We start from the raw sequence: 18,161 nt of genomic DNA on the forward strand, positions 1-18,161 counted from the left end.
CACTTCCGCGGCAGTGCACGGTCGGGCTCACCACTCGATCCCCCGCTGGCCCTTCTGGCCGGCGTCCATCGGGTGCTTGACCTTGGTCATCTCCACGACGAGGTCGGCGGCGTCCACCAGCGCCTGCGGGGCGTCGCGCCCGGTGACGACGACGTGCTGGGTGCCGGGCCGGTGGGTGAGGGTCCCGACGACGTCGTCGACGTCCACCCAGCCCCACTTCAGCGGGTAGGTGAACTCGTCGAGGACGTAGAAGCGGTGCGCCTCGGCGGCGAGGTCGCGCTTGATCTGCGCCCAGCCCTCGGCGGCGTCGGCGGCGTGGTCGACCTCGGTGCCCTGCCGACGCGACCAGCTCCAGCCCGAGCCCATCTTGTGCCAGACCACCGGGCCGCCCTCGCCGGTCTGCTCGTGCAGCCGGCCCAGTGCGGTCAGCGCGTTCTCCTCGCCGACCCGCCACTTGGCGCTCTTGACGAACTGGTAGACCGCGATCGGCCAACCCTGGTTCCACGCGCGCATCGCCATGCCGAACGCGGCGGTGGACTTGCCCTTCATCTCGCCGGTGTGCACGGCGAGCAGCGGCCGGTTGCGGCGCTGGCGCGTCGTCAGCCCGTCCTGCGGGGTGACCGCGACCCGTCCCTGCGGCATCAGGCGGCCTCCCGCACCGAGCGGACCGTGGCGGCCAGCGCGTCGGCGGCCAGCTCCTCCAGCCGCAGCGTCCGCGCGTCCAGGTGCGCGCCGAGGACGCCGGCCAGGCCCAGCCGCACCGGCCCGGACTCGCAGTCGACGACGACCGCCGCCGAGCCCTCCGCCGCCAGCCGCCGCGCCGCGGCGTGCGCCGTGCCCAGGGCGTCGGAGCCGCGGACGCCGGTGGCCCGCCCGTCGGTGACCACCACCAGCAGCGGCCGCCGCCGGGGGTCGCGCACCCGCTCGACGCGCAGCACCTCGGCGGCGCGCAGCAGGCCCGCGCCCAGCGGGGTCCGCCCGCCGGTGGGCAGCTCGCGCAGCCGGGCCGCGGCGGCCTCGACCGACCAGGTGGGCGGCAGCGCGAGCTCGGCGTCGGCGCCGCGGAAGGTGACCAGGCCGACCTTGTCGCGCCGCTGGTAGGCGTCGAGCAGCAGCGACAGCACCGCGCCCTTCACCGCGGCCATCCGCGAGCGCGAGCCCATCGAGCCGCTGGCGTCGACCACGAACAGCACCAGGTTGCCCTCGCGGCCCTCGAGCGTGGCCTGGCGCAGGTCGCCGCGGTGCACCCGCAGCCCGGGGCCGGTGCGGCCGCGCGCGGTCTGGTGCGGCGCGGCGGCGAGCACGGTGTCGACCAGGTGCAGGCGGGTCACCGGTCCCGACGGGCGCGTGGACCCCACGACCCGGCCGCGCTCGGCCCGCGCCCGCGACCGCCGCCCGGCCGCACCGGCGCCGATGCCCGGCACCTCCAGCCGGCGCGCGCGGAACGGGTCCCCCGGCGCGACCGCCGCCCGCTCCGCCGCCGGCGTCGCTCCGCCGTCCCCGCGCTCGTCCCCCTCGTCGAGATCACGCGATCTCGGCGCCTGCGCCGGCGTGTCGCCGTCGAGATCGCGCGATCTCGACGGGGAGTCCGGGCCGTCACCGTCACCGGCACCGTCGCCGGGCGGAGGCGAGGGCGGGGGAGCACCGCCGTCGTCCGGGCCCTGGGGCGGGTCGTCGTCGGGGCGGGAGTCCTCGAGCGCCTGCTCCAGGGTGTCCTCGTCGAGGCCCGGGGCGTCGAACGGGTTGCGGCGCCGGCGGTGCGGCAGCGCGAGCCGGGCGGCCACCCGGACGTCGTCCTCGGTGACCTCCTCGCGGCCGCACCAGGCGGCGTGCGCGATCGCGGTGCGGGCGGTGACCAGGTCGGCGCGCAGGCCGTCGACGTCGAAGGCCGCGCAGACGGCGGTCACCTGGCGCAGCGCGGCGTCGGAGAGGGTCACCCGTGGCAGCCGGGCCCGGGCGGCGGCGATCCCGGACGCGAGCGCAGCCTCCTCCGCCGCCCACGCCGCGGCGAACCCGGCGGGGTCGGCGTCGAAGGCGAACCGGCGGCGGACCACCTCGGCGCGCTCGGCCGGGTCGCGGGGTGCGGCGACCTCCACGGTGAGCCCGAACCGGTCGAGCAGCTGCGGGCGCAGCTCGCCCTCCTCGGGGTTCATCGTCCCGACCAGCAGGAACCGGGCGGCGTGCCGCACCGAGACGCCCTCGCGCTCGACGTAGGCGGTGCCCAGCGCCGCGGCGTCGAGCAGCAGGTCGACGAGGTGGTCGTGCAGCAGGTTGACCTCGTCGACGTAGAGCACGCCCCGGTGCGCGGCGGCCAGCAGCCCCGGCTCGAAGGCCTTCACGCCCTCGGTCAGCGCCCGCTCCAGGTCCAGCGACCCGACGACGCGGTCCTCCGAGGCGCCCACCGGCAGCTCGACCAGCCGCGCCGGTCGCGTGTGCCCGGGGACCGCGTCGTGCGGGCCGTCGGGGCAGGCCGGGTCGGGCGCGGCCGGGTCGCAGGCGAAGCGGCAGCCGGGCACGACGGCGACCGGCGGCAGGACGGCGGCCAGCGCGCGCACCGTCGTCGACTTCGCCGTCCCCTTCTCGCCGCGCACCAGGACGCCCCCGATGGCCGGGGAGACGGCGTTGAGCAGCAGCGCCAGCCGCATGTCGTCCATGCCGACGACGGCGCCGAAGGGGTAGGTCATGCGGCTCGACCGCGCACGGCAGGTGTCCTCTCCCCGGGTGTCCACGCCCGGAGGTGGCAGGAGGCGACGGCGGGAGTTCCTGACTCACCGGCACGGGACCGGCTCACAGTGGCGGGACCGCGCCGGAGTCGCACCGGGCTTCCTCCACTGCCGTCGCTGTGGCGGCGCCCATGGAACCACGCCCGACCGCAGGCGGACAGGCCGGGCCGCCGACTTGACGCGAGCCCGCCGGGGCGGGTCCCGTCTGCGGCATGGCGGGCGCCCGGCTCCTCGACGCCGCCGTGGTCGTCGCCGGCGCCGTGGGAGCCGTCGTCCTGCTCGACCGGGCCGGCGTCCCGTCCCCCGCGCTGTTCGGCGGGCTGCTGGCCGGGCTGGTCCGCGGGCTGGCCGGGCGCACCCCCGCCGACGTGCCGCGGGCCGGGCAGGCGGCCGCGCAGGCCGTCGTCGGGATCGCGATCGGCACCCTGGTCGACCCGGACACCCTCGCCGCCCTCGGCGAGGACTGGCTGCCGGTCCTGCTGGTCACCGTCGCCACGTTGCTGCTCACCGTCGCCGCCGGGCTGCTGCTGCGCCGCCAGCCGGGCATCACGCCGGTGACCGGCGCCTTCGCGATGATCGCCGGGGGCGCGTCGGGGATCACCGCCATGGCGCGCGACCTCGGCGCCGACGACCGCATGGTCGCGGTCCTGCAGTACCTGCGCGTGGTGCTCATCGTGGTGCTGATGCCGGTCGTCGCGACGACGGTCTACGGCGCCGACCCGGGCGGCGGCACCGTCCCGGCGGGACCGCCCGGCCCGGGCCGGCCCGCGGACCTGCTGTTCACCGCCGCCTGCGCACTGAGCGGCCTGCTGATCGCGCGGCTGGTGCGGCTGCCGGTGCCCGCCCTGCTCGGCCCCCTCCTCGTCGCGGCGGGGGCCGACCTCTCCGGGGTCTCCGGCGGTGCGGTCGTACCCCCGGGGGTGGAGGCGGCGTCCTTCCTGCTCATCGGTCTGGCCGTCGGGGTGCGCTTCACCGTGGCGAGCCTGCGCACCGTCGGCCGGGCGCTGCCGGTGGCGCTGGGGATCATCCTCGGGCTGGTCGCCGCCTGCGCCGGCCTCGGCCTGGTGCTGTCCGCGGCCACCGGCGTCAGCCGGCTCGACGGCTACCTCGCGACGACGCCCGGCGGCCTCTACGCCGTCCTGGCCACCGCCACCGGCAGCGGCGCCGACGCCACGTTCGTGCTCGCCGTCCAGGTGCTGCGGCTGTTCGTGATGCTGTTCGCGGCCCCGCTGGTGGCCCGTCGGCTGCGCCCCCGGCCGGGGTGACGGCGTGCGCCGGGCGCCTACCCTCGACCGGGTGACCGCGCCGAGGGAGGAGACCGAGCTGTCCGACGTCGACACCACCGAGCTGCCCGGGGACGCGGCGGCGACGGCGCAGGACGCCGTGCTGCTGTTCGTGGGCGGCCCGCTCGACGGGCGGGTGGAGATCCGTGCCGCACGCCACGGGGACCCGCTGCCCACGGTCACGCACGTGCACCTCCACGACGGGCCGAAGGTCGTCTCCCGCTACGACCTGCACCCGCTGCCGGGACAGGCCGGCGTCTACCACCTCCGCCCGCCGGGCCCGCAGCCGCGCCGCGACCGCACCGGCTGAGGGAGGTCCTCACCTCACTCTCGCACGCACCCGCGCGGCGGGGACCGCGGCGAGCAGCAGCGCCAGGGCGGAGACGAGGGCGACGACGGGCAGCCCGGAGTGCTCGTACGCCGGCCCCAGGCCCGCGGTGCCCAGTGATGCGGCCAGGTAGGTGACGGCGCTGTAGAGCGACAGGACCGGACCGCGCGCCGGCCCGCCCGCCCGGGAGAGCAGGCCGACCAGCAGGCTCAGCCCGAGGTGGTTGGCCAGCCCCCAGGCCATGGCCAGCAGCAGGACGGTGGCGAGCGAGCCGGTGGTCAGCGGCACCAGGCCGTAGACGGCGGCCAGGACGAGGACGGCCGGGAGGAGCAGCCGGGCCGGCCCGACGCGGTCGACCCGGGCGTCGAGCAGCCCGGCGGCGCCGAAGCCCGCGCCGTAGGCGAGCGCCAGCAGCCCGGCCTGGGCGGCGCTCGCACCCTCCTCCGCGCGGAGGTGGTGCCCCAGGTAGGCGTAGGTCGCGTAGAAGGCGCCCATGTAGGCCAGGACGACGAGCAGCAGCGGGCGCACGCCCGGTCGCCGCAGGGCCGCCGCGTACCCGGTGCCGCTGCCGCCCTCGCGCGGGGCCCGCGGCTCCGGGAGGCGCCCGAGCAGGCCGACGAGCACCAGCGACAGCGCGGCGACCCCGGCCAGGGTGCCGCGCCAGCCGACGGCGCCGCCGGCCGCCGCGGCCAGCGGTACGGCCACCACCATGGCCACCGACCAGCCGAGGAGCACGCGGCCGACCGCGCGGGTCTGCGCGCGGGCCGGTGCCAGCTCCCCTGCGGTGGCGTAGGCGGCGGGCAGCAGCACACCGGCGGCCGCGCCGGCGACGGCCTGGCCGGCGGCCAGGCACACCCAGTGCTGCGCAGTCGCCGAGAGCAGCAGCCCGGCAGACAGCACCGCTGCGGCGGCGCGCAGCACGGTGCGTCGTGGCAGCCGGTCGGCGGTCCTCCCCAGCGCGAGCGCCGACACCGCGGTGGCCAGGCCGTAGGCGCCCGCGGCCCGGCCGACCGCTGCCGGGCCGGTGCCCAGCGACCGGGCGACGTCGACGAACAGCGGGGCGAGCAGCAGCGACTGTGCGCCCACGACGGCCACCGCCGCCATGAGCAGCCACGGTGCGGACCCGAGCCGGACGGCCCCGGTCGGGCGGTTCGGGAGGCTGGGCACGCCCCGACCGTATGACCGAAAGCGGTTCAGCGATACGGGCCTGTGGCCGAACAGTGTCGAGTCCGTATGCTGTTCGGCCGTAACCGGTGAGGGGATGAGGCGTGGACGCCACGGACCGAACGCTGTTGGGTCTGCTGCAGGACGACGCCCAGTCGTCCTACGCGGAGCTCGGTCGCGCCGTGCACCTCTCGCCCGCCGCGGTGCACGAGCGGGTGCGCCGGCTGCGCCGCGACGGCGTCATCCGGCGCACCACGGTCGAGGTGGACCCCGACGCGCTGGGACGCCACCTGCTGGCCTTCGTCGAGGTCGACACCGAGGGCTGGGTGACCGAGCCGCTGGCCGAGGCGGTCCGGGACGACCCGCGCGTCGAGGAGATGCACTCGGTGGCGGGGGACACGCACTTCCTCGTCAAGGTGCGGGTCGCCGGCCCGAACGACCTGCAGGACCTGCTGCGTGACCTGTACGCCGTCACCGGCGTCCGCAACACCCGCACCCGCGTGGTGCTGCAGACCTACGTCGAGCGCGGCCCGAGCCCGGTGCCGCCGGTGCCGGCGGGCTGAGCCCTCACCATCCCTGGACGCGGCGCGCGGCGGCCACCACCCGGTCGAACACCGCCCGGTCCAGGGCCGCGCCCTCGCGGCGCACCTCCGCGGGGTCGAGGACGAGCAGGCGGTCCAGCCGCACCTCGCTCGGCCGGCCCTGCCGGTCCCAGCCGCCGCGGCCGACGTCCATCCACGTCCGGCCGTGCCGGGCCTCGTCGGCGGCGTCGCGGTCGTGGTCCCTGCTGGTGAGCGCCAGCCCCACCAGGTCCGCCCCGCGCCGGCCGAGCACCAGCACCGGGCGGTCCTTGCCCCGGCCGTCGCCCTCGTCGTAGGGCACCCAGGCCCACACCACCTCGCCGGGGTCGGGCCGGCCGTCGGCCCGCGGGCGGTACTCCGTGTCGACGCCGGCGGGCGGGCGCTGCCCGGTGGCGCGTGCCGGGCGGGGTGTGGGACGGCGACCGGCCGGGGCGGCGGTGCGCACGAGCGACAGGACGGCGTCCACCAGACGGCGCGAGCGGCTCATGCGCGCACCGTACGGATCGGCGAGGGGACACGCCGTCACAACTGACTCGTTCGTCACACCGGTACCAAATCGGGCCGGTTCTGGTTCCGGAGCGTCGTTCCTGGGCACCATCGAGTCACGGAGCGCGCAGCCACCGCGCCCGGGAGAGGGGACTCCCCATGACCTCGGCCCAGCCCGTCATCGCCGCCGTCCCGCTGGCGCGCGAACCCCGCGCCAGCGTGCTCGCCGCCTTCCAGCTGGTCGAGGACGCCAGGTACCTGGGCGCCGGACGCGGACGCCGGCGCCGGCGGACCCGCCGCATCGCCGAGCGCACCGTGGTCTCCCGCCGCCTCGCCCGGGACCTCCCCGTCGGCTGACCGGGCCCGCCGCGCTCCCCGAGCCGTCAGGCGACGCAGAACTCGTTGCCCTCCGGGTCGGCCAGCGTCACCCAGTCGAAGGGACCCTGCGAGGCCCGCCACAGCTCGGTGGCGCCGAGCGCCAGCAGCCGCGCCACCTCGGCCTCCCGCCGGTCGTCGCCGACCCGCAGGTCGAGGTGCAGGCGGTTCTTGACCGTCTTGCCCTCGGGGACGCGCTGGAACAGCACCCGCGGGCGGTCCGGGTCGGGCGAGGTGACGGCCGCACCCGAGGCCCACACCAGGGCGCCGCGGTGCGTGGTGGTGTCGGCCTCGGAGGCGTGCCCGGCCTCGACCGTCCGCCGGATGAACGCCTCGTCCTGCGGCTCCACCTGCCAGCCCAGCGCCTCCGCCCACCAGTCCGCCTGCGCGTGCGGGTCGGCCGAGTCGATCACCACCTGGAAGTCGGTCGCCATGCCCGCAGCCTGGCAGCCCCTGGTGACGTTCTGGAACGGCCGCCCTCCAGGGGCCCGCGCCGAGCGTGCGAGGCGTGGGGAGGAGGGTGGTCCTCCTACAACTCCAGTGCCAGCTCCGCGCGGATCGTCGCGTCGTCGGGCAGCGGCGTCTCCAGCCGGCAGTGGTCGCGGATCATGACGCCGAAGGGTGGCAACGCCGCGCGGTCGATCCGCGCGTCGGGGTCCCACAGCCGCGAGCGCATGACCGCCTTGGCGCACTGCAGGTAGACGCGCTGCACGGTGACGACCAGCAGCGAGCGCGGCGCCCGCCCGAACTCGGTGAGGTCGAGGTCGAGGGCGTCGGCGGGCAGCAGCTGCCCGGTGCCGTAGACCTTGAGCGTCTCCTCGACGCCGGGCACGAAGAACAGCAGCGCCACGCGCGGGTTGACCGCCACCTTGCGCAGGCTGTCGAGCCGGTTGTTGCCCTGCCGGTCGGGCAGCACCAGCCGGCGCTCGTCGAGCACCCGCACGAAGCCCGGGTCCCCGCCGCGCGGGGAGATCTCCGGCCAGCCGTCGGCGTCGGCCGTGGACATCGTGAGGAACGGCGAGAGCCCGATGAACGAGCGGCAGTGGGTGTCGAGGTGGTCGATCTCCTTGTCGACGACCAGCTGCGAGGGCGGGCGGTACCCCGCGAGGACGGGGTCGGGAGCGGGCGCGCCGTCGTCGGGCATGGCGACGACGGTAACCGCCGGACCCGCCCGCCCGGCTAGCCTGCCTGCCCGTGCCGGTCACCTGGAGCTCCCCGGTCCGCTTCGTCGAGTGCGACCAGCAGGGCGTCGTGTTCAACGCGCACTACCTGGTCTGGGCCGACGAGGCCAGCAACCTGTGGTGGGCCTCGCTCGGCCTGCCGTGGGACGAGATCGCCGCCCGCGCCGACCCGGTGGTCAAGGCCAGCACGCTGGAGTGGTCGTCGTCGGCCCGGTGGGGCGACACGGTGACCGTCGAGGCCGAGTCCGAGCGGGTGGGCCGCACCAGCGTGACCGTGCGGTTCACCGTCCGCGTGGGGGGGCGGGTGTGCTGCGTCGTCCGCAACACCTACGTCGGCACGGCCGGTGGTGCGCCCGTGCCCTGGCCCGACGACGTGCGCGAGCGGCTCACCGCCGGCTGAGCGCGCCCCCGGGAGGGAGCAGGGACAGGTCTGCGGGCGGGCCCTGCTCGACCAGCCGGCGCAGCGCGTCGGTGTCGGCGTGCTCGGCCACGAGGTCGCCGAGGGCGTCCAGGCGCTGCTCGCGCACCGCGGCGAAGGAGGTGTCCGGCGCGGGCGTGAACCGCCGGCCGGCCGCATGGGCGACCTCGGCGAGGAAGGCCCGCCGGAAGCCGTCGTTCTCCAGGGCGCCGTGCCAGGTGGTGCCCCACACCGACCCGACCCGGCCGCCGTCGAGGAAGGGCTCGGCCCCGTCCCCGTAGTCGACCAGGCCGTGGTGGATCTCGTAGCCGCGCACCGGGTGGCCGAGGGCCGCCCCGGACGGGCGGCCCAGCGTCTTCTCCCGCGCGAACCGGACGTCGGCCGGCAGCAGCCCGAGGCCGGCGACCGTGCCGGCGCGCGACTCGACGTCGTCGGTGATGGTCCGGGCGAGCATCTGGTGCCCGCCGCAGATGCCCAGCACCGGCCGGCCCTCGGCGGCCCGCCGGACGACGGCGCCGGCCAGCCCGGTCGAGCGCAGCCACGCCAGGTCGGCCACGGTCGAGCGGGTGCCCGGGAGGACGACGAGGTCGGCGTCGGCGGCCTCCTCGGGGCGGGTGACGAAGCGGACCAGGACGCCGGGCTCGGCGGCCAGTGCGTCGACGTCGGTGGAGTTCGACAGCCGCGGCAGCCGCGCCACGGCCACCCGCAGCACGTCCTCCCCGTGCGGCGGCCCGGCCGCGGAGACGCCGGTGGGGATGCCCAGGGAGTCCTCCACGTCGAGCGCCGCGCCGGGGAGCCAGGGGAGCACGCCGAGGGTGGGCCGGCCGGTGAGCGCGGTGAGCTGGTCCAGCCCGGGGCGCAGCAGCCGGACGTCGCCGCGGAACTTGTTGACCAGGAACCCGGCGACCAGCCGCTGGTCGGCGGGGGGCATGAGCGCGACGGTGCCGTAGAGGGCGGGGAAGACGCCGCCGCGGTCGATGTCGCCGACGACCACCACCGGCAGGCCCGCCGCGGTGGCCAGGCCCATGTTGGCGATGTCGTCGGCGCGCAGGTTGATCTCGGTGGGGGAGCCGGCGCCCTCGCACACGACGACGTCGAACCGCGACCGCAGGTCGGCCAGGCTGGCCAGCACCTGCTCGAGCAGCGCCGCCTTCATCGGCCGGTAGGACAGCGCGGTCACCTCGGCCACCGGCCGGCCCAGCACGACGACCTGGCTCGCGTCCTCGCCGCCGGGCTTGAGCAGCACCGGGTTCATCGCCGCCTCGGGCTCCACGCCCGCGGCCGCCGCCTGCATGGCCTGCGCCCGCCCGATCTCGGCGCCGTCGGCGGTGACCACCGAGTTGTTGCTCATGTTCTGCGCCTTGAACGGCGCCACGCGCACGCCCCCGCGGGCCAGCCAGCGGCAGATGCCGGCGGTGACGACGGACTTGCCGGCGTCGGAGGTGGTGCCGGCGACGAGGAGCGCGCCGCTCACGGCGTGGCGGGGGGAGCGACCGGGGAGGTCCGCTGCTGCCCCCACCCGGCCTTCTCCTGGCCCGACAGCTCCGCGATCGCCTCCATGATCCGGTCGGTGACCTCCCGACGCGGCCGTCCCCTGCCGGCCTGCCCGCGGTGCTCGGGGAAGGTCAGCGCCGGGCCGAAGGTGACCGACACCCGGTGGGGGCGCGGCCAGCGGGAGTCGACCGGCTGCACCCGGTCGGTCCCGGCGACGGCGACCGGCACCACCGGGCAGTCGGCGGTGAGCGCCAGCCAGGCGACGCCGGTCTTGCCCCGGGCCAGCCGGCCGTCGCGGGACCGGGTGCCCTCGGGGTAGATGCCGAAGCCCTCACCGCGCCGCAGCACGCCCAGGGCGGTGTCGAGGGCCCCCTGCGCGGCGCGCGATGTCTCCCGCTCGACGGGCACCGCGCCCAGCGCGGTGAACAGCGTGCGGGTGAGCCACCCGCCGATACCGGGCGAGGTGAAGTACTCGGCCTTGGCCAGGTAGTGCACGCGGCGCGGGGCGGCGAGCGGGATGACGATGCTGTCCATGAAGGACAGGTGGTTGCTCGCGATGATGACCGCGCCGGTGGCCGGCACGTTCTCCCGTCCCCGCACCCGCGGCCGCAGCAGCAGGTGGAACAGCGGCCTGAGCAGGAACCGCGCGACGAGGTAGAACACGCCGTCCACCTCCCTCGGTCCGGCCCGCCCGCCGGACCCCCCGGGGCATCCTCCCCTGCCGCCGGGAGGAGGGCGGCGGCAGGGGAGGCGACCGGGTCAGTGCCCGGAGCCGGGAGGCGGACAGGCGTCGCGCAGGATCTCCCGCACCTGGGCCGACAGCGGCCGGCGGCCCGAGGCCGAGGCCACCACGTCGACGGCGACGTCGCGGACCTTGCGGTGGGTGTGGCTGGAGATGTGCGCCAGCAGGTCGAAGGCCACCTGGTCACCGCAGCCGGTGAGCAGCATCAGCACGCCCTTGGCCTGCTCGATCGGGGCCCGGCTGGCCATGGCGGCCCGCAACTGGTCCACCTCGACCTCCAGGGCCCGGACGCGCTCCTCGCCGGCGGCCGGCCGCGGGCTCTCCACGACCAGGCCCTCGACGGCGACGACGCGGCCCTCGTCGTCGAGGCGCGGCTCCCCGAGCAGGATCGCGGCGCGGTGCCCGCCGTCGTCGGTGCGGATCCGCACCTCGAGGCAGAAGGCCTGCCCACCGGTGAGCGCCGCGGACAGGGCGTCGATCGTCCGCGGCCGGTCGTCGGGGTGCTGCGCCTCCAGCAGCGCCTCGGTGCAGGCGCCGGCGCCGTCGGCGGGCAGTCCGTGCAGGGCGCTCATCTCCGCCGACCACTCCCACTCGCCGGTGGCGCGGTCGTACCTCCAGCGCCCGGCCAGCCGGGTGCGCCGGCCGGTGGGCAGCGGAGGTGCCGGCGGGCGCGACGGGGGTGCGGCACCGGCGCCCCGCAGGTCGACGGGACGGTGGCGCGGCAGGAGTCGGGACGGGGTCGACGTCATGGTGCTCTCCGGGTGGCGCACCGGGCAGCGCCCGGCGATGGCCGCTCAGCCGGCTGTTCGACCGTCTGCGGTTGCCGGTGCTGGACCGGCCGCTCTCGTCTCCTGAGACCGTAGTCGCCCGGGGCGGCGGGCGCACGCCGTCCGGGCGCATCGACGGGACGCGGGTCACACGACCGTGGCCGGCCGCGCCTGCCGCCGGACGGCCGGACCGCTGCGCAGAGCGGCGTCCACCGAGGCCAGCGTGGCCACCGCGGCGCGCAGCCGGTCCGGCGGCAGGGTGAAGGGCAGCCGCAGGCGGTCGTCGAAGAGCGTCCCGGTGCCGAAGACGCGCCCCTCCGCCAGCAGCAGGCCCAGCGGTGCCGCGGCGGCCACGAGCGCGGCGGAGCTGGTCCCCGGTGGCAGCGCGCACCACGCCGACAGCCCGCCGCCGGGGCGCGGCGCGCTCCAGTGCGGCAGCCGCGCGGCCACCTCGGCCAGCAGCGCCTCCCGGCGTTCCCGCAGCAGCGCGCGGCGGCCGGCCAGCACGGCGTCGAGGTCGCGGACCAGCGCCGCCGCGGCGACCTGGTCGAGCAGGCCGACCGACAGCTGCCGGCGGCCCAGGGTGGCGGCCAGCGAGGCGGCCAGCGCGGCGTCGGTGCGCAGCCAGCCGATCCGCAGCCCGCCCCAGACGGCCTTGGACAGCCCGCCGACGGTCACCGTGGCGGCGTCGGGCAGGCCGGCGGCGTAGGGCGGCAGCGGCCCCTGCTCGTCGAGCCACAGCTCCGCGGTGACCTCGTCGACGACGGTGAGCACGCCCTGCTGCCACAGGGTCGCGGCCAGCCGCCGCCGGCCGGCCGCCGACAGCCGCGCGCCGCTGGGGTTGGAGAAGTCGGGCATCAGGAAGGCCAGCCGCGGGCTGCTCTGCCGGACGGCGAGGTGGGCGGCACCGACGACGGCGTCGGGGTCGGCGGCGTCGACGCCCACCGGCACGCACCGCCCGCCGGCCGCCGTCACCATGCCGATCGCGCCGGGGTAGGTGGGGTGCTCGACCAGCACCCGGTCCCCGGGCTGCAGCAGTGCCTCGACCACCGTCGCGGTGGCGTCGCCGGTGCCGACGGTGACCACGACCTGCTCGGGGTCGGTGGGCAGGCCGCGGGCGGTGTAGCGGTCGGCGACCGCCGCGCGCAGCTCGGGCAGCCCGCCGGGCGCGTAGCCGTGGCCGGCGGCGAGGGCGGGCAGCCGGGACAGCGCCTGCTGGTAGGCGGGCAGCAGCTCGGGCGCGGCCTCGGGCGCGGCGTGCGCGAGGTCGAGCACCTCCGGGTCGGTGGCCGGCGCGGTCCACACCGCGTCCACCGGCGGCGCCTCGAGCACGGTGCCGGCGCCGTGGCGGGTGCTGGCGCGGCCCTGCTCCCGCAGCAGCCGGTAGGCCGACGCGACGGTGACCCGGCTGACCGTCAGCGCCGCGGCCAGGTCCCGCTCGGCGGGCAGCCGGCTCCCCGGGGGGAGCCGGCCCAGCGCGACGAGCTCACCGATCCGGCGGGCCAGGCCGGCGTACCGGGGACCGGGTGCGTCGTCCAGTGGCCCGACCAGCCCGGCCAACTCGGCGGCAGTGGACTGGCCCCGCTCCAGTGGCATGCAGGCCACCATGCCGGATTGGACTCGTCCCGTCCAGTGCAGATGGTGCCACTGTCGTGGTCATGACCACCGGATCAGTCCTCGTGCTCCTGTTCCTGCTCGCCGTGGGCGGCCTGGCCGCCGGCACGCTGGTCGTCGCGGTGCGCGGCGGGCGCGGGCCGGCCGACCCGCCGGCCAGCCACCTCCACACCGATCCGGCCGGCTTCCCCGTGCTCCCGGAGCCGCGCGGGGCCCTGCACCGGCGCGGTCCCCGGACCGGTCAGCCGCGGCGGAGCAGCCGGCCGGCCGCGGCCAGCGCCGCCGCGGCCAGCCACACCGCCCGCGACAGGCGGACCGCCCGGGCGACGTCGTCGCTGTCCGGCGCCCGGCCGTCGCCGAGCACCGGCCGGTCCTCCACCCTGCTGCCGTAGACGTTGCGCCCGCCCAGCCGCAGTCCCAGCGCGCCGGCCGCCGCGGCCTCGCAGCGGCCGGCGTTGGGGCTGGGGTGGGCGGCGCCGTCGCGGCGCCAGACGCGCAGCGCCCCGCGCGGGGAGCCGCCGGCCAGCGGTGCGAGGGCGACGGTGAGCGCGGCGGTCAGCCGGGCGGGCAGCCAGTTGGCGACGTCGTCGGCGCGGGCGGCGGCCCAGCCGAAGAGGGCGTACCGCGGGGAGCGGTGACCCACCATCGCGTCGAGGGTGTTGACCGCGCGGTACCCGAGCAGCCCGGGCAGCCCGGCCAGCGCGCCCCACACCAGCGGTGCGACGGCGGCGTCGGAGGTGTTCTCCGCGACCGACTCGACGGTGGCGCGGGCCAGCTCCCCGGCGCCGAGCGCCGAGGGGTCCCGCCCGGCCAGCGTGGGCAGCAGTGCCCGGGCGGCGGGCAGGTCCCCGGCCGCCAGCGCACCGGCCATCGCCCCGGCGGCCCGGCCGAGCGAGGTGCCGCCGAGCACCGTCCAGGTGGCGAGGGCGACCGCGGCCGTGCGCGCTGCCGGCCGGTCCCGGGTGGCCCGGTCGACCGCCGTCCCCAGGCCCGCGGCCGCGGCGACGAGCACCGCGGCGTGGCCGGCCCCGGCCGCCCGGGAGTCCCGCCACAGGCGGCGCTCCAGCGCGGCGGCGAGCGAGCCGAAGCCCGCCACCGGGTGCCGCCGGGCGGGGTCGGCCAGCAGCAGGTCGGCGCCCGCGCCGAGCGCCAGGCCGAGAGCGGAGGCGACGTCTCGGCGGCGGGGCACGACGTCCATCCTGCCCAGGGCGCTTCCTAGGATCGCGGCCATGCGCCTGCCCGGCCGTTACGACGGCGTCGCCCGGCCGATCGTCACCTACGGCAGCAACGAGGTGCTGCACCGCCCGACCGCCCCCGTCACCGAGTTCGACGAGCGGCTGCGCCGGCTGGTGCTCGACATGTTCGCCAGCATGCGCGAGGCCGACGGCGTGGGGCTGGCCGCGAACCAGATCGGCGTCGACGCACGGGTGTTCGTCATCGACTGCCCCGACGCCGACGGCGAGGACGTCGTCGGCTACGTCGTCAACCCGTCGCTGACGCCGGTGCAGCCGGCCGACGGCGAGCCGGCGGAGGAGGTCACCGAGGAGGGCTGCCTCTCGGTGCCCGGGCCCTACGCCGAGCTCCCCCGGGCCTTCCGCGCCCGGGTCGAGGGCGTGGACGTGACGGGCCGTCCGGTCTCCATCGAGGCGACCGGCATGGCCGCCCGGTGCCTGCAGCACGAGGTCGACCACCTCGACGGCGTCGTCTACGTCGACCGGCTGCCCGCGGAGCTGCGCGAGCGGCTGCTGGCCGAGGCCGCCGGGCCGGAGGGGGAGCTGCCGGCGTGAACGGGACGGCGGAGGCCGCCGAGCCGGCGCCGCCCGCGCCGGTCGTCGTCGTGGGGATCGGCGCGGACGGGTGGGACGGGCTGGCGCCCACCTCCCGCGCCGAGGTCGAGCGCGCCGACGTGCTCCTCGGCAGCGCCCGGCAGCTGGACCTGGTGCCCGGGGAGGTGGGTGCCGAGCGGGTCCCGTGGCCCTCGCCGCTCACCGAGGCCCTGCCCGGGCTGGTCGAGCAGCACGCCGGCCGCGCGGTCGTGGTGCTGGCCAGCGGCGACCCGATGCTGTCGGGGATCGGCACCACGCTCACCCGGCTGCTCGGCGCCGGCCGGGTGCGGGTGCTGCCGGCGCCGTCGTCGGTGTCGCTGGCCTGCGCCCGGCTGGGCTGGGCGGTGGAGGACACCGAGGTGGTCACCCTGGTCGGCCGGCCGATCGAGCTGCTGCACCCGCACGTGCAGCCCGGCCGGCGGCTGCTGGTGCTCGGGTCCGACGGCGAGACCCCGGCCCAGGTGGCCGCGCTGCTGGCCGGCCGGGGGTACGGGCAGAGCCTGCTCACCGTGCTCGGCGGCCTGGGCGGCCCCGACGAGGAGGTGCGCACCGGCACCGCGGCCACCTGGTCGCAGCCGGCGCCGGCGCTGGTGGTCACCGCCGTCGAGTGCCGTGCCGACCGGGGCACGATGCCGCTGCCCACCACGCCCGGACTGCCCGACGGTGCCTACGAGTCCGACGGGCAGCTCACCCGCTCCGAGGTCCGCGCGGTCACGCTGGCCCGGCTGGCGGCGGTGCCGGGACAGCTGCTGTGGGACGTCGGCGCCGGCGCGGGGTCGATCGGCATCGAGTGGATGCGGGCCCACCGCACCTGCCGCGCCGTCGCCGTCGAGGCCTCCGCGGAGCGCGCCGAGCGGATCGCCCGCAACGCCACCCGGCTCGGCGTGCCCTACCTGCGGGTGGTGCACGGGCACGCGCCCGAGGTGCTGTCCCGGCTGGGCGCCCCCGACGCGGTGTTCATCGGCGGCGGGCTGACCACGCCGCTGCTGGTCGAGACGTGCTGGGACGCCCTGCCGCCGGGCGGGCGGATGGTGGCCAACGCGGTGACGGTGGAGAGCGAGGCCGTGCTCGCCCAGTGGCACGCCGAGGTGGGCGGTGACCTGGTGCGGGTGGAGGTGTCGCGGGCCGAGCCGGTGGGGTCGTTCACCGGCTGGAAGCCGGCGATGCCCGTGACGATCTGGTCGGTGACCCGGTGGTGATGGGCGCGACGAGTGGGGGCCGGAGGCCTCCGCGAGGAGCGGCCGGGTGGGCTCCTCGTGGCAGGGGACGGCACCTGGTCGCGGTGTCGTCCGGTAGGACGACGGTGTCATCGTGACGGTGCACTTCATCGGGGCCGGGCCCGGGGCCGCCGACCTCGTCACGCTGCGGGCGGCGCGGATCATCGCGTCCGCCCCGGTGTGCCTCTACGCCGGCGCGCTGGTGCCCCGCGAGCTGCTCGACACCGCCCCGCCCGGCGCCCGCCTGGTCGACACCGCCGACCTCGACCTCGACGCGATCACCGCCGAGCTGGTCGCCGCGCACGAGGCCGGTCTCGACGTCGCCCGGCTGCACTCGGGGGACCCCAGCGTCTACAGCGCGATGGCCGAGCAGATGCGCCGGCTCGACGCCGCCGGCGTCCCCTACGACGTCGTCCCGGGGGTGCCCGCGTTCGCCGCGGCCGCCGCGTCGCTCAAGCGGGAGCTGACCGTGCCCGGCGTCGGGCAGACCGTCGTGCTCACCCGCACGTCGGCGCGGTCGACACCGATGCCGCCGGGGGAGCAGCTGGCCGCGTACGCCGCCACCGGCGCGACGCTGGTGCTGCACCTGGCCGTGCAGCGCATCGCCGAGCTCGCGCCGCAGCTCGCCGAGCACTACGGCGACGACGGCCCGGTCGCCGTCGTGGCCCGGGCCAGCCGCGACGACGAGCTGGTGCTGCGCGGCACGCTCGCCGACATCGCCGCGCAGGTCGAGGCCGCCGGGGTGAGACGGACGGCGGTCGTCGTCGTGGGCCCGGTGCTCACCGCGGAGCAGTTCCCCGACAGCCACCTGTACTCGACGGCGCGGTGCCGTCAGGCCTGACCCACGATCGCCCCGGCGCGGTCGACCACCACGACGTCGACCGCCACCGGGGCGCCGCGCAGCACCCCCAGCGCCGTCTCCCGGGCACCGGCGGCGACCAGGTCGCCCAGCGGCAGCCCGGCGGCCTGGCACTGCCGCAGCGCGTCGAGCGCGGTGTTCGCGCCGCGCACGCCCTCGACCAGCGCCGGGTCGCCGCCGGCGCCGGCCACCCGGTCGGCCAGCGACGCGAAGGACACCTGGGAGCGGCCCGAGTGCAGGTCGAGGTGGCCGTCGGCGAGCTTGGCCAGCTTGCCGATGCCGCCGGCCACGGTCAGCCGCGGCACCGGGTGGCGGCGCAGGTACTTGAGCACGGCGCCGGCGAAGTCGCCCATGTCCAGCAGCGCGTCCTCGGGCAGGCCGTGGAGCTGCTGCACCGTCCGCTCGCTGGTGGATCCGGTGCACCCGGCCACGTGCCGGTGCCCGGCGGCGCGGGCGACGTCGATGCCGCGGCGGATCGAGTCGATCCACGACGAGCAGGAGTACGGCACGACCACGCCGGTGGTCCCCAGCACCGAGAGCCCGCCGACGATGCCCAGCCGCGGGTTCCACGTCCGCCGCGCCAGTTCCTCCCCGTGCTCGATGGACACCTCGACGACGACGTCGCCGCTGCCGCCGTGCCGGTGCGCCACCATGGCCACGTGCGCAGCGATGAACCGCCGTGGCATCGGGTTGATCGCCGGCTCGCCCACCGCCAGCGGGAGGCCGGGCTTGGTCACCGTGCCCACGCCCTCGCCGGCCCGGAAGACGACGCCGCTGCCGGGCTCGCCGTGGGTCACCCGCACGCCCACCAGCGCACCGTGGGTGACGTCGGGGTCGTCGCCGGCGTCCTTGACCACCGCCGCGCGGGCCGCGCCGGGCTCCAGCGACTCCCGGGCCAGCGCGAAGGACGGGTGCCGGTCGTTCGGCAGGTCGATGGTCACCGGGTCGGGGAACTCGCCGGTGAGCAGCGCGGTGTAGGCCGCGGTGGTGGCCGCCGTCGCGCACGCGCCGGTGGTCCAGCCGTGCCGCAGCCCGGAGGCGCCGTCCCTGCTCACGGGCCCATGATCCCCGGCGGCCGGGTCCTGAGCGGACAGGGGCGGGTG

Annotated in this window: 20 protein-coding genes and 1 riboswitch; of the genes, 8 read left to right on the plus strand and 12 right to left on the minus strand. The window is 77.6% G+C overall.

All coding sequences use genetic code 11. The features are described from left to right. Positions 1-27: 27 nt before the first annotated feature. Together cobO and ACI79O_RS02390 are read right to left on the minus strand one after the other, a co-directional pair. Complete coding sequence (gene cobO, locus ACI79O_RS02385) at positions 28-642, minus strand: cob(I)yrinic acid a,c-diamide adenosyltransferase (protein ID WP_456913267.1); 615 nt, start codon at positions 640-642, stop codon at positions 28-30. Further along, positions 642-2,684: a putative cobaltochelatase gene (locus ACI79O_RS02390; protein WP_456913268.1), complete on the minus strand. Its 2,043-nt coding sequence runs from the start codon at positions 2,682-2,684 to the stop codon at positions 642-644. The genes cobO and ACI79O_RS02390 overlap by 1 nt, the downstream gene beginning before the upstream one ends. Before the next feature lie 73 nt (positions 2,685-2,757). Further along, positions 2,758-2,829, minus strand: a riboswitch (cobalamin riboswitch). 106 nt (positions 2,830-2,935) lie between these two features. On the opposite strand from ACI79O_RS02390, the gene ACI79O_RS02395 reads away from it, so the two are divergent. Next, positions 2,936-3,988, plus strand: coding sequence for an AbrB family transcriptional regulator (locus ACI79O_RS02395; protein WP_456913269.1), 1,053 nt, complete (start codon positions 2,936-2,938; stop codon positions 3,986-3,988). Positions 3,989-4,019: 31 nt separating this feature from the next. Continuing rightward, a complete protein-coding gene (locus ACI79O_RS02400; RefSeq protein ID WP_456889963.1) occupies positions 4,020-4,316 on the plus strand; it encodes a hypothetical protein in 297 nt (98 codons plus the stop codon). A 9-nt stretch (positions 4,317-4,325) separates the two neighbouring features. Here ACI79O_RS02400 and ACI79O_RS02405 read toward each other — a convergent pair whose 3' ends face one another. After that, the gene (locus ACI79O_RS02405; RefSeq protein WP_456913270.1) at positions 4,326-5,501 is read right to left on the minus strand and encodes an MFS transporter; all 1,176 of its coding nucleotides are present in this window, start codon (positions 5,499-5,501) and stop codon (positions 4,326-4,328) included. A gap of 101 nt (positions 5,502-5,602) precedes the next feature. On the opposite strand from ACI79O_RS02405, the gene ACI79O_RS02410 reads away from it, so the two are divergent. Then, positions 5,603-6,061, plus strand: coding sequence for an Lrp/AsnC family transcriptional regulator (locus tag ACI79O_RS02410; protein WP_456889966.1), 459 nt, complete (start codon positions 5,603-5,605; stop codon positions 6,059-6,061). Between the two features lie 4 nt (positions 6,062-6,065). On the opposite strand, the gene ACI79O_RS02415 is transcribed toward ACI79O_RS02410, so the two are convergent. Continuing rightward, entirely contained in the window at positions 6,066-6,566 is a 501-nt protein-coding gene (locus ACI79O_RS02415; RefSeq protein ID WP_456913271.1) for a type II toxin-antitoxin system PemK/MazF family toxin, read from the minus strand. Between the two features lie 158 nt (positions 6,567-6,724). Here ACI79O_RS02415 and ACI79O_RS02420 point away from each other — a divergent pair, with 158 nt between their 5' ends. Then, complete coding sequence (locus tag ACI79O_RS02420; protein WP_456875411.1) at positions 6,725-6,922, plus strand: hypothetical protein; 198 nt, start codon at positions 6,725-6,727, stop codon at positions 6,920-6,922. 26 nt (positions 6,923-6,948) lie between these two features. Here ACI79O_RS02420 and ACI79O_RS02425 read toward each other — a convergent pair whose 3' ends face one another. Further along, a complete protein-coding gene (locus tag ACI79O_RS02425) occupies positions 6,949-7,374 on the minus strand; it encodes a VOC family protein (RefSeq protein ID WP_456889971.1) in 426 nt (141 codons plus the stop codon). A gap of 95 nt (positions 7,375-7,469) precedes the next feature. Next, positions 7,470-8,084: an MSMEG_1061 family FMN-dependent PPOX-type flavoprotein gene (locus ACI79O_RS02430; RefSeq protein ID WP_456913272.1), complete on the minus strand. Its 615-nt coding sequence runs from the start codon at positions 8,082-8,084 to the stop codon at positions 7,470-7,472. Between the two features lie 50 nt (positions 8,085-8,134). Between ACI79O_RS02430 and ACI79O_RS02435 the strand changes: the two genes are divergently transcribed. Next, positions 8,135-8,521 (plus strand): acyl-CoA thioesterase, encoded by a 387-nt coding sequence (locus tag ACI79O_RS02435; RefSeq protein WP_456913273.1) that lies wholly within the window; start codon positions 8,135-8,137, stop codon positions 8,519-8,521. On the opposite strand, the gene ACI79O_RS02440 is transcribed toward ACI79O_RS02435, so the two are convergent. The 5 genes from ACI79O_RS02440 to ACI79O_RS02460 all read right to left on the minus strand — a co-directional run bounded on the left by ACI79O_RS02440 (position 8,508) and on the right by ACI79O_RS02460 (position 14,345). Further along, positions 8,508-10,013, minus strand: coding sequence for a cobyric acid synthase (locus ACI79O_RS02440; protein ID WP_456913274.1), 1,506 nt, complete (start codon positions 10,011-10,013; stop codon positions 8,508-8,510). The genes ACI79O_RS02435 and ACI79O_RS02440 overlap by 14 nt on opposite strands. Next, on the minus strand, positions 10,010-10,696 hold the full coding sequence (locus ACI79O_RS02445) for a lysophospholipid acyltransferase family protein (RefSeq protein ID WP_456889977.1): 687 nt from the start codon (positions 10,694-10,696) through the stop codon (positions 10,010-10,012). The genes ACI79O_RS02440 and ACI79O_RS02445 overlap by 4 nt, the downstream gene beginning before the upstream one ends. Positions 10,697-10,792: 96 nt before the next feature. Then, positions 10,793-11,524, minus strand: a complete 732-nt coding sequence (locus tag ACI79O_RS02450; RefSeq protein ID WP_456889978.1) for a PAS and ANTAR domain-containing protein — start codon at positions 11,522-11,524, stop codon at positions 10,793-10,795. 165 nt (positions 11,525-11,689) lie between these two features. Continuing rightward, positions 11,690-13,138 (minus strand): MocR-like transcription factor YczR, encoded by a 1,449-nt coding sequence (yczR, locus tag ACI79O_RS02455; protein WP_456913275.1) that lies wholly within the window; start codon positions 13,136-13,138, stop codon positions 11,690-11,692. Positions 13,139-13,397: 259 nt separating this feature from the next. Continuing rightward, complete coding sequence (locus tag ACI79O_RS02460; protein WP_456889981.1) at positions 13,398-14,345, minus strand: cobalamin biosynthesis protein; 948 nt, start codon at positions 14,343-14,345, stop codon at positions 13,398-13,400. 40 nt (positions 14,346-14,385) lie between these two features. Between ACI79O_RS02460 and def the strand changes: the two genes are divergently transcribed. The 3 genes from def (at position 14,386) to cobM (ending at position 17,040) form a co-directional block, all read left to right on the plus strand. Next, a complete protein-coding gene (def, locus tag ACI79O_RS02465; RefSeq protein WP_456889984.1) occupies positions 14,386-14,943 on the plus strand; it encodes a peptide deformylase in 558 nt (185 codons plus the stop codon). Next, complete coding sequence (gene cbiE / locus ACI79O_RS02470) at positions 14,940-16,181, plus strand: precorrin-6y C5,15-methyltransferase (decarboxylating) subunit CbiE (RefSeq protein ID WP_456913276.1); 1,242 nt, start codon at positions 14,940-14,942, stop codon at positions 16,179-16,181. The genes def and cbiE overlap by 4 nt, the downstream gene beginning before the upstream one ends. A gap of 112 nt (positions 16,182-16,293) precedes the next feature. After that, positions 16,294-17,040: a precorrin-4 C(11)-methyltransferase gene (gene cobM / locus ACI79O_RS02475; protein ID WP_456913277.1), complete on the plus strand. Its 747-nt coding sequence runs from the start codon at positions 16,294-16,296 to the stop codon at positions 17,038-17,040. Here cobM and ACI79O_RS02480 read toward each other — a convergent pair. Beyond that, the gene (locus tag ACI79O_RS02480) at positions 17,031-18,113 is read right to left on the minus strand and encodes a cobalt-precorrin-5B (C(1))-methyltransferase (RefSeq protein WP_456913279.1); all 1,083 of its coding nucleotides are present in this window, start codon (positions 18,111-18,113) and stop codon (positions 17,031-17,033) included. The two genes, cobM and ACI79O_RS02480, sit on opposite strands and share 10 nt — an antisense overlap. Positions 18,114-18,161: the final 48 nt, after the last annotated feature.

This window comes from Geodermatophilus sp. SYSU D00696 (genome assembly GCF_054050235.1).

What these genes read in the sequence shown, in the direction of transcription:
- ACI79O_RS02425 (WP_456889971.1), bottom strand. Translation starts at nt 7,374, where the DNA reads ATGGCGACCGACTTCCAGGTGGTGATCGACTCGGCCGACCCGCACGCG.
- ACI79O_RS02450 (WP_456889978.1), bottom strand. Translation starts at nt 11,524, where the DNA reads ATGACGTCGACCCCGTCCCGACTCCTGCCGCGCCACCGTCCCGTCGAC.
- ACI79O_RS02430 (WP_456913272.1), bottom strand. Translation starts at nt 8,084, where the DNA reads ATGCCCGACGACGGCGCGCCCGCTCCCGACCCCGTCCTCGCGGGGTAC.
- ACI79O_RS02390 (WP_456913268.1), bottom strand. Translation starts at nt 2,684, where the DNA reads ATGACCTACCCCTTCGGCGCCGTCGTCGGCATGGACGACATGCGGCTG.
- yczR (WP_456913275.1), bottom strand. Translation starts at nt 13,138, where the DNA reads ATGCCACTGGAGCGGGGCCAGTCCACTGCCGCCGAGTTGGCCGGGCTG.
- def (WP_456889984.1), top strand. Translation starts at nt 14,386, where the DNA reads ATGCGCCTGCCCGGCCGTTACGACGGCGTCGCCCGGCCGATCGTCACC.
- ACI79O_RS02420 (WP_456875411.1), top strand. Translation starts at nt 6,725, where the DNA reads ATGACCTCGGCCCAGCCCGTCATCGCCGCCGTCCCGCTGGCGCGCGAA.
- cobO (WP_456913267.1), bottom strand. Translation starts at nt 642, where the DNA reads ATGCCGCAGGGACGGGTCGCGGTCACCCCGCAGGACGGGCTGACGACG.
- ACI79O_RS02395 (WP_456913269.1), top strand. Translation starts at nt 2,936, where the DNA reads ATGGCGGGCGCCCGGCTCCTCGACGCCGCCGTGGTCGTCGCCGGCGCC.
- ACI79O_RS02415 (WP_456913271.1), bottom strand. Translation starts at nt 6,566, where the DNA reads ATGAGCCGCTCGCGCCGTCTGGTGGACGCCGTCCTGTCGCTCGTGCGC.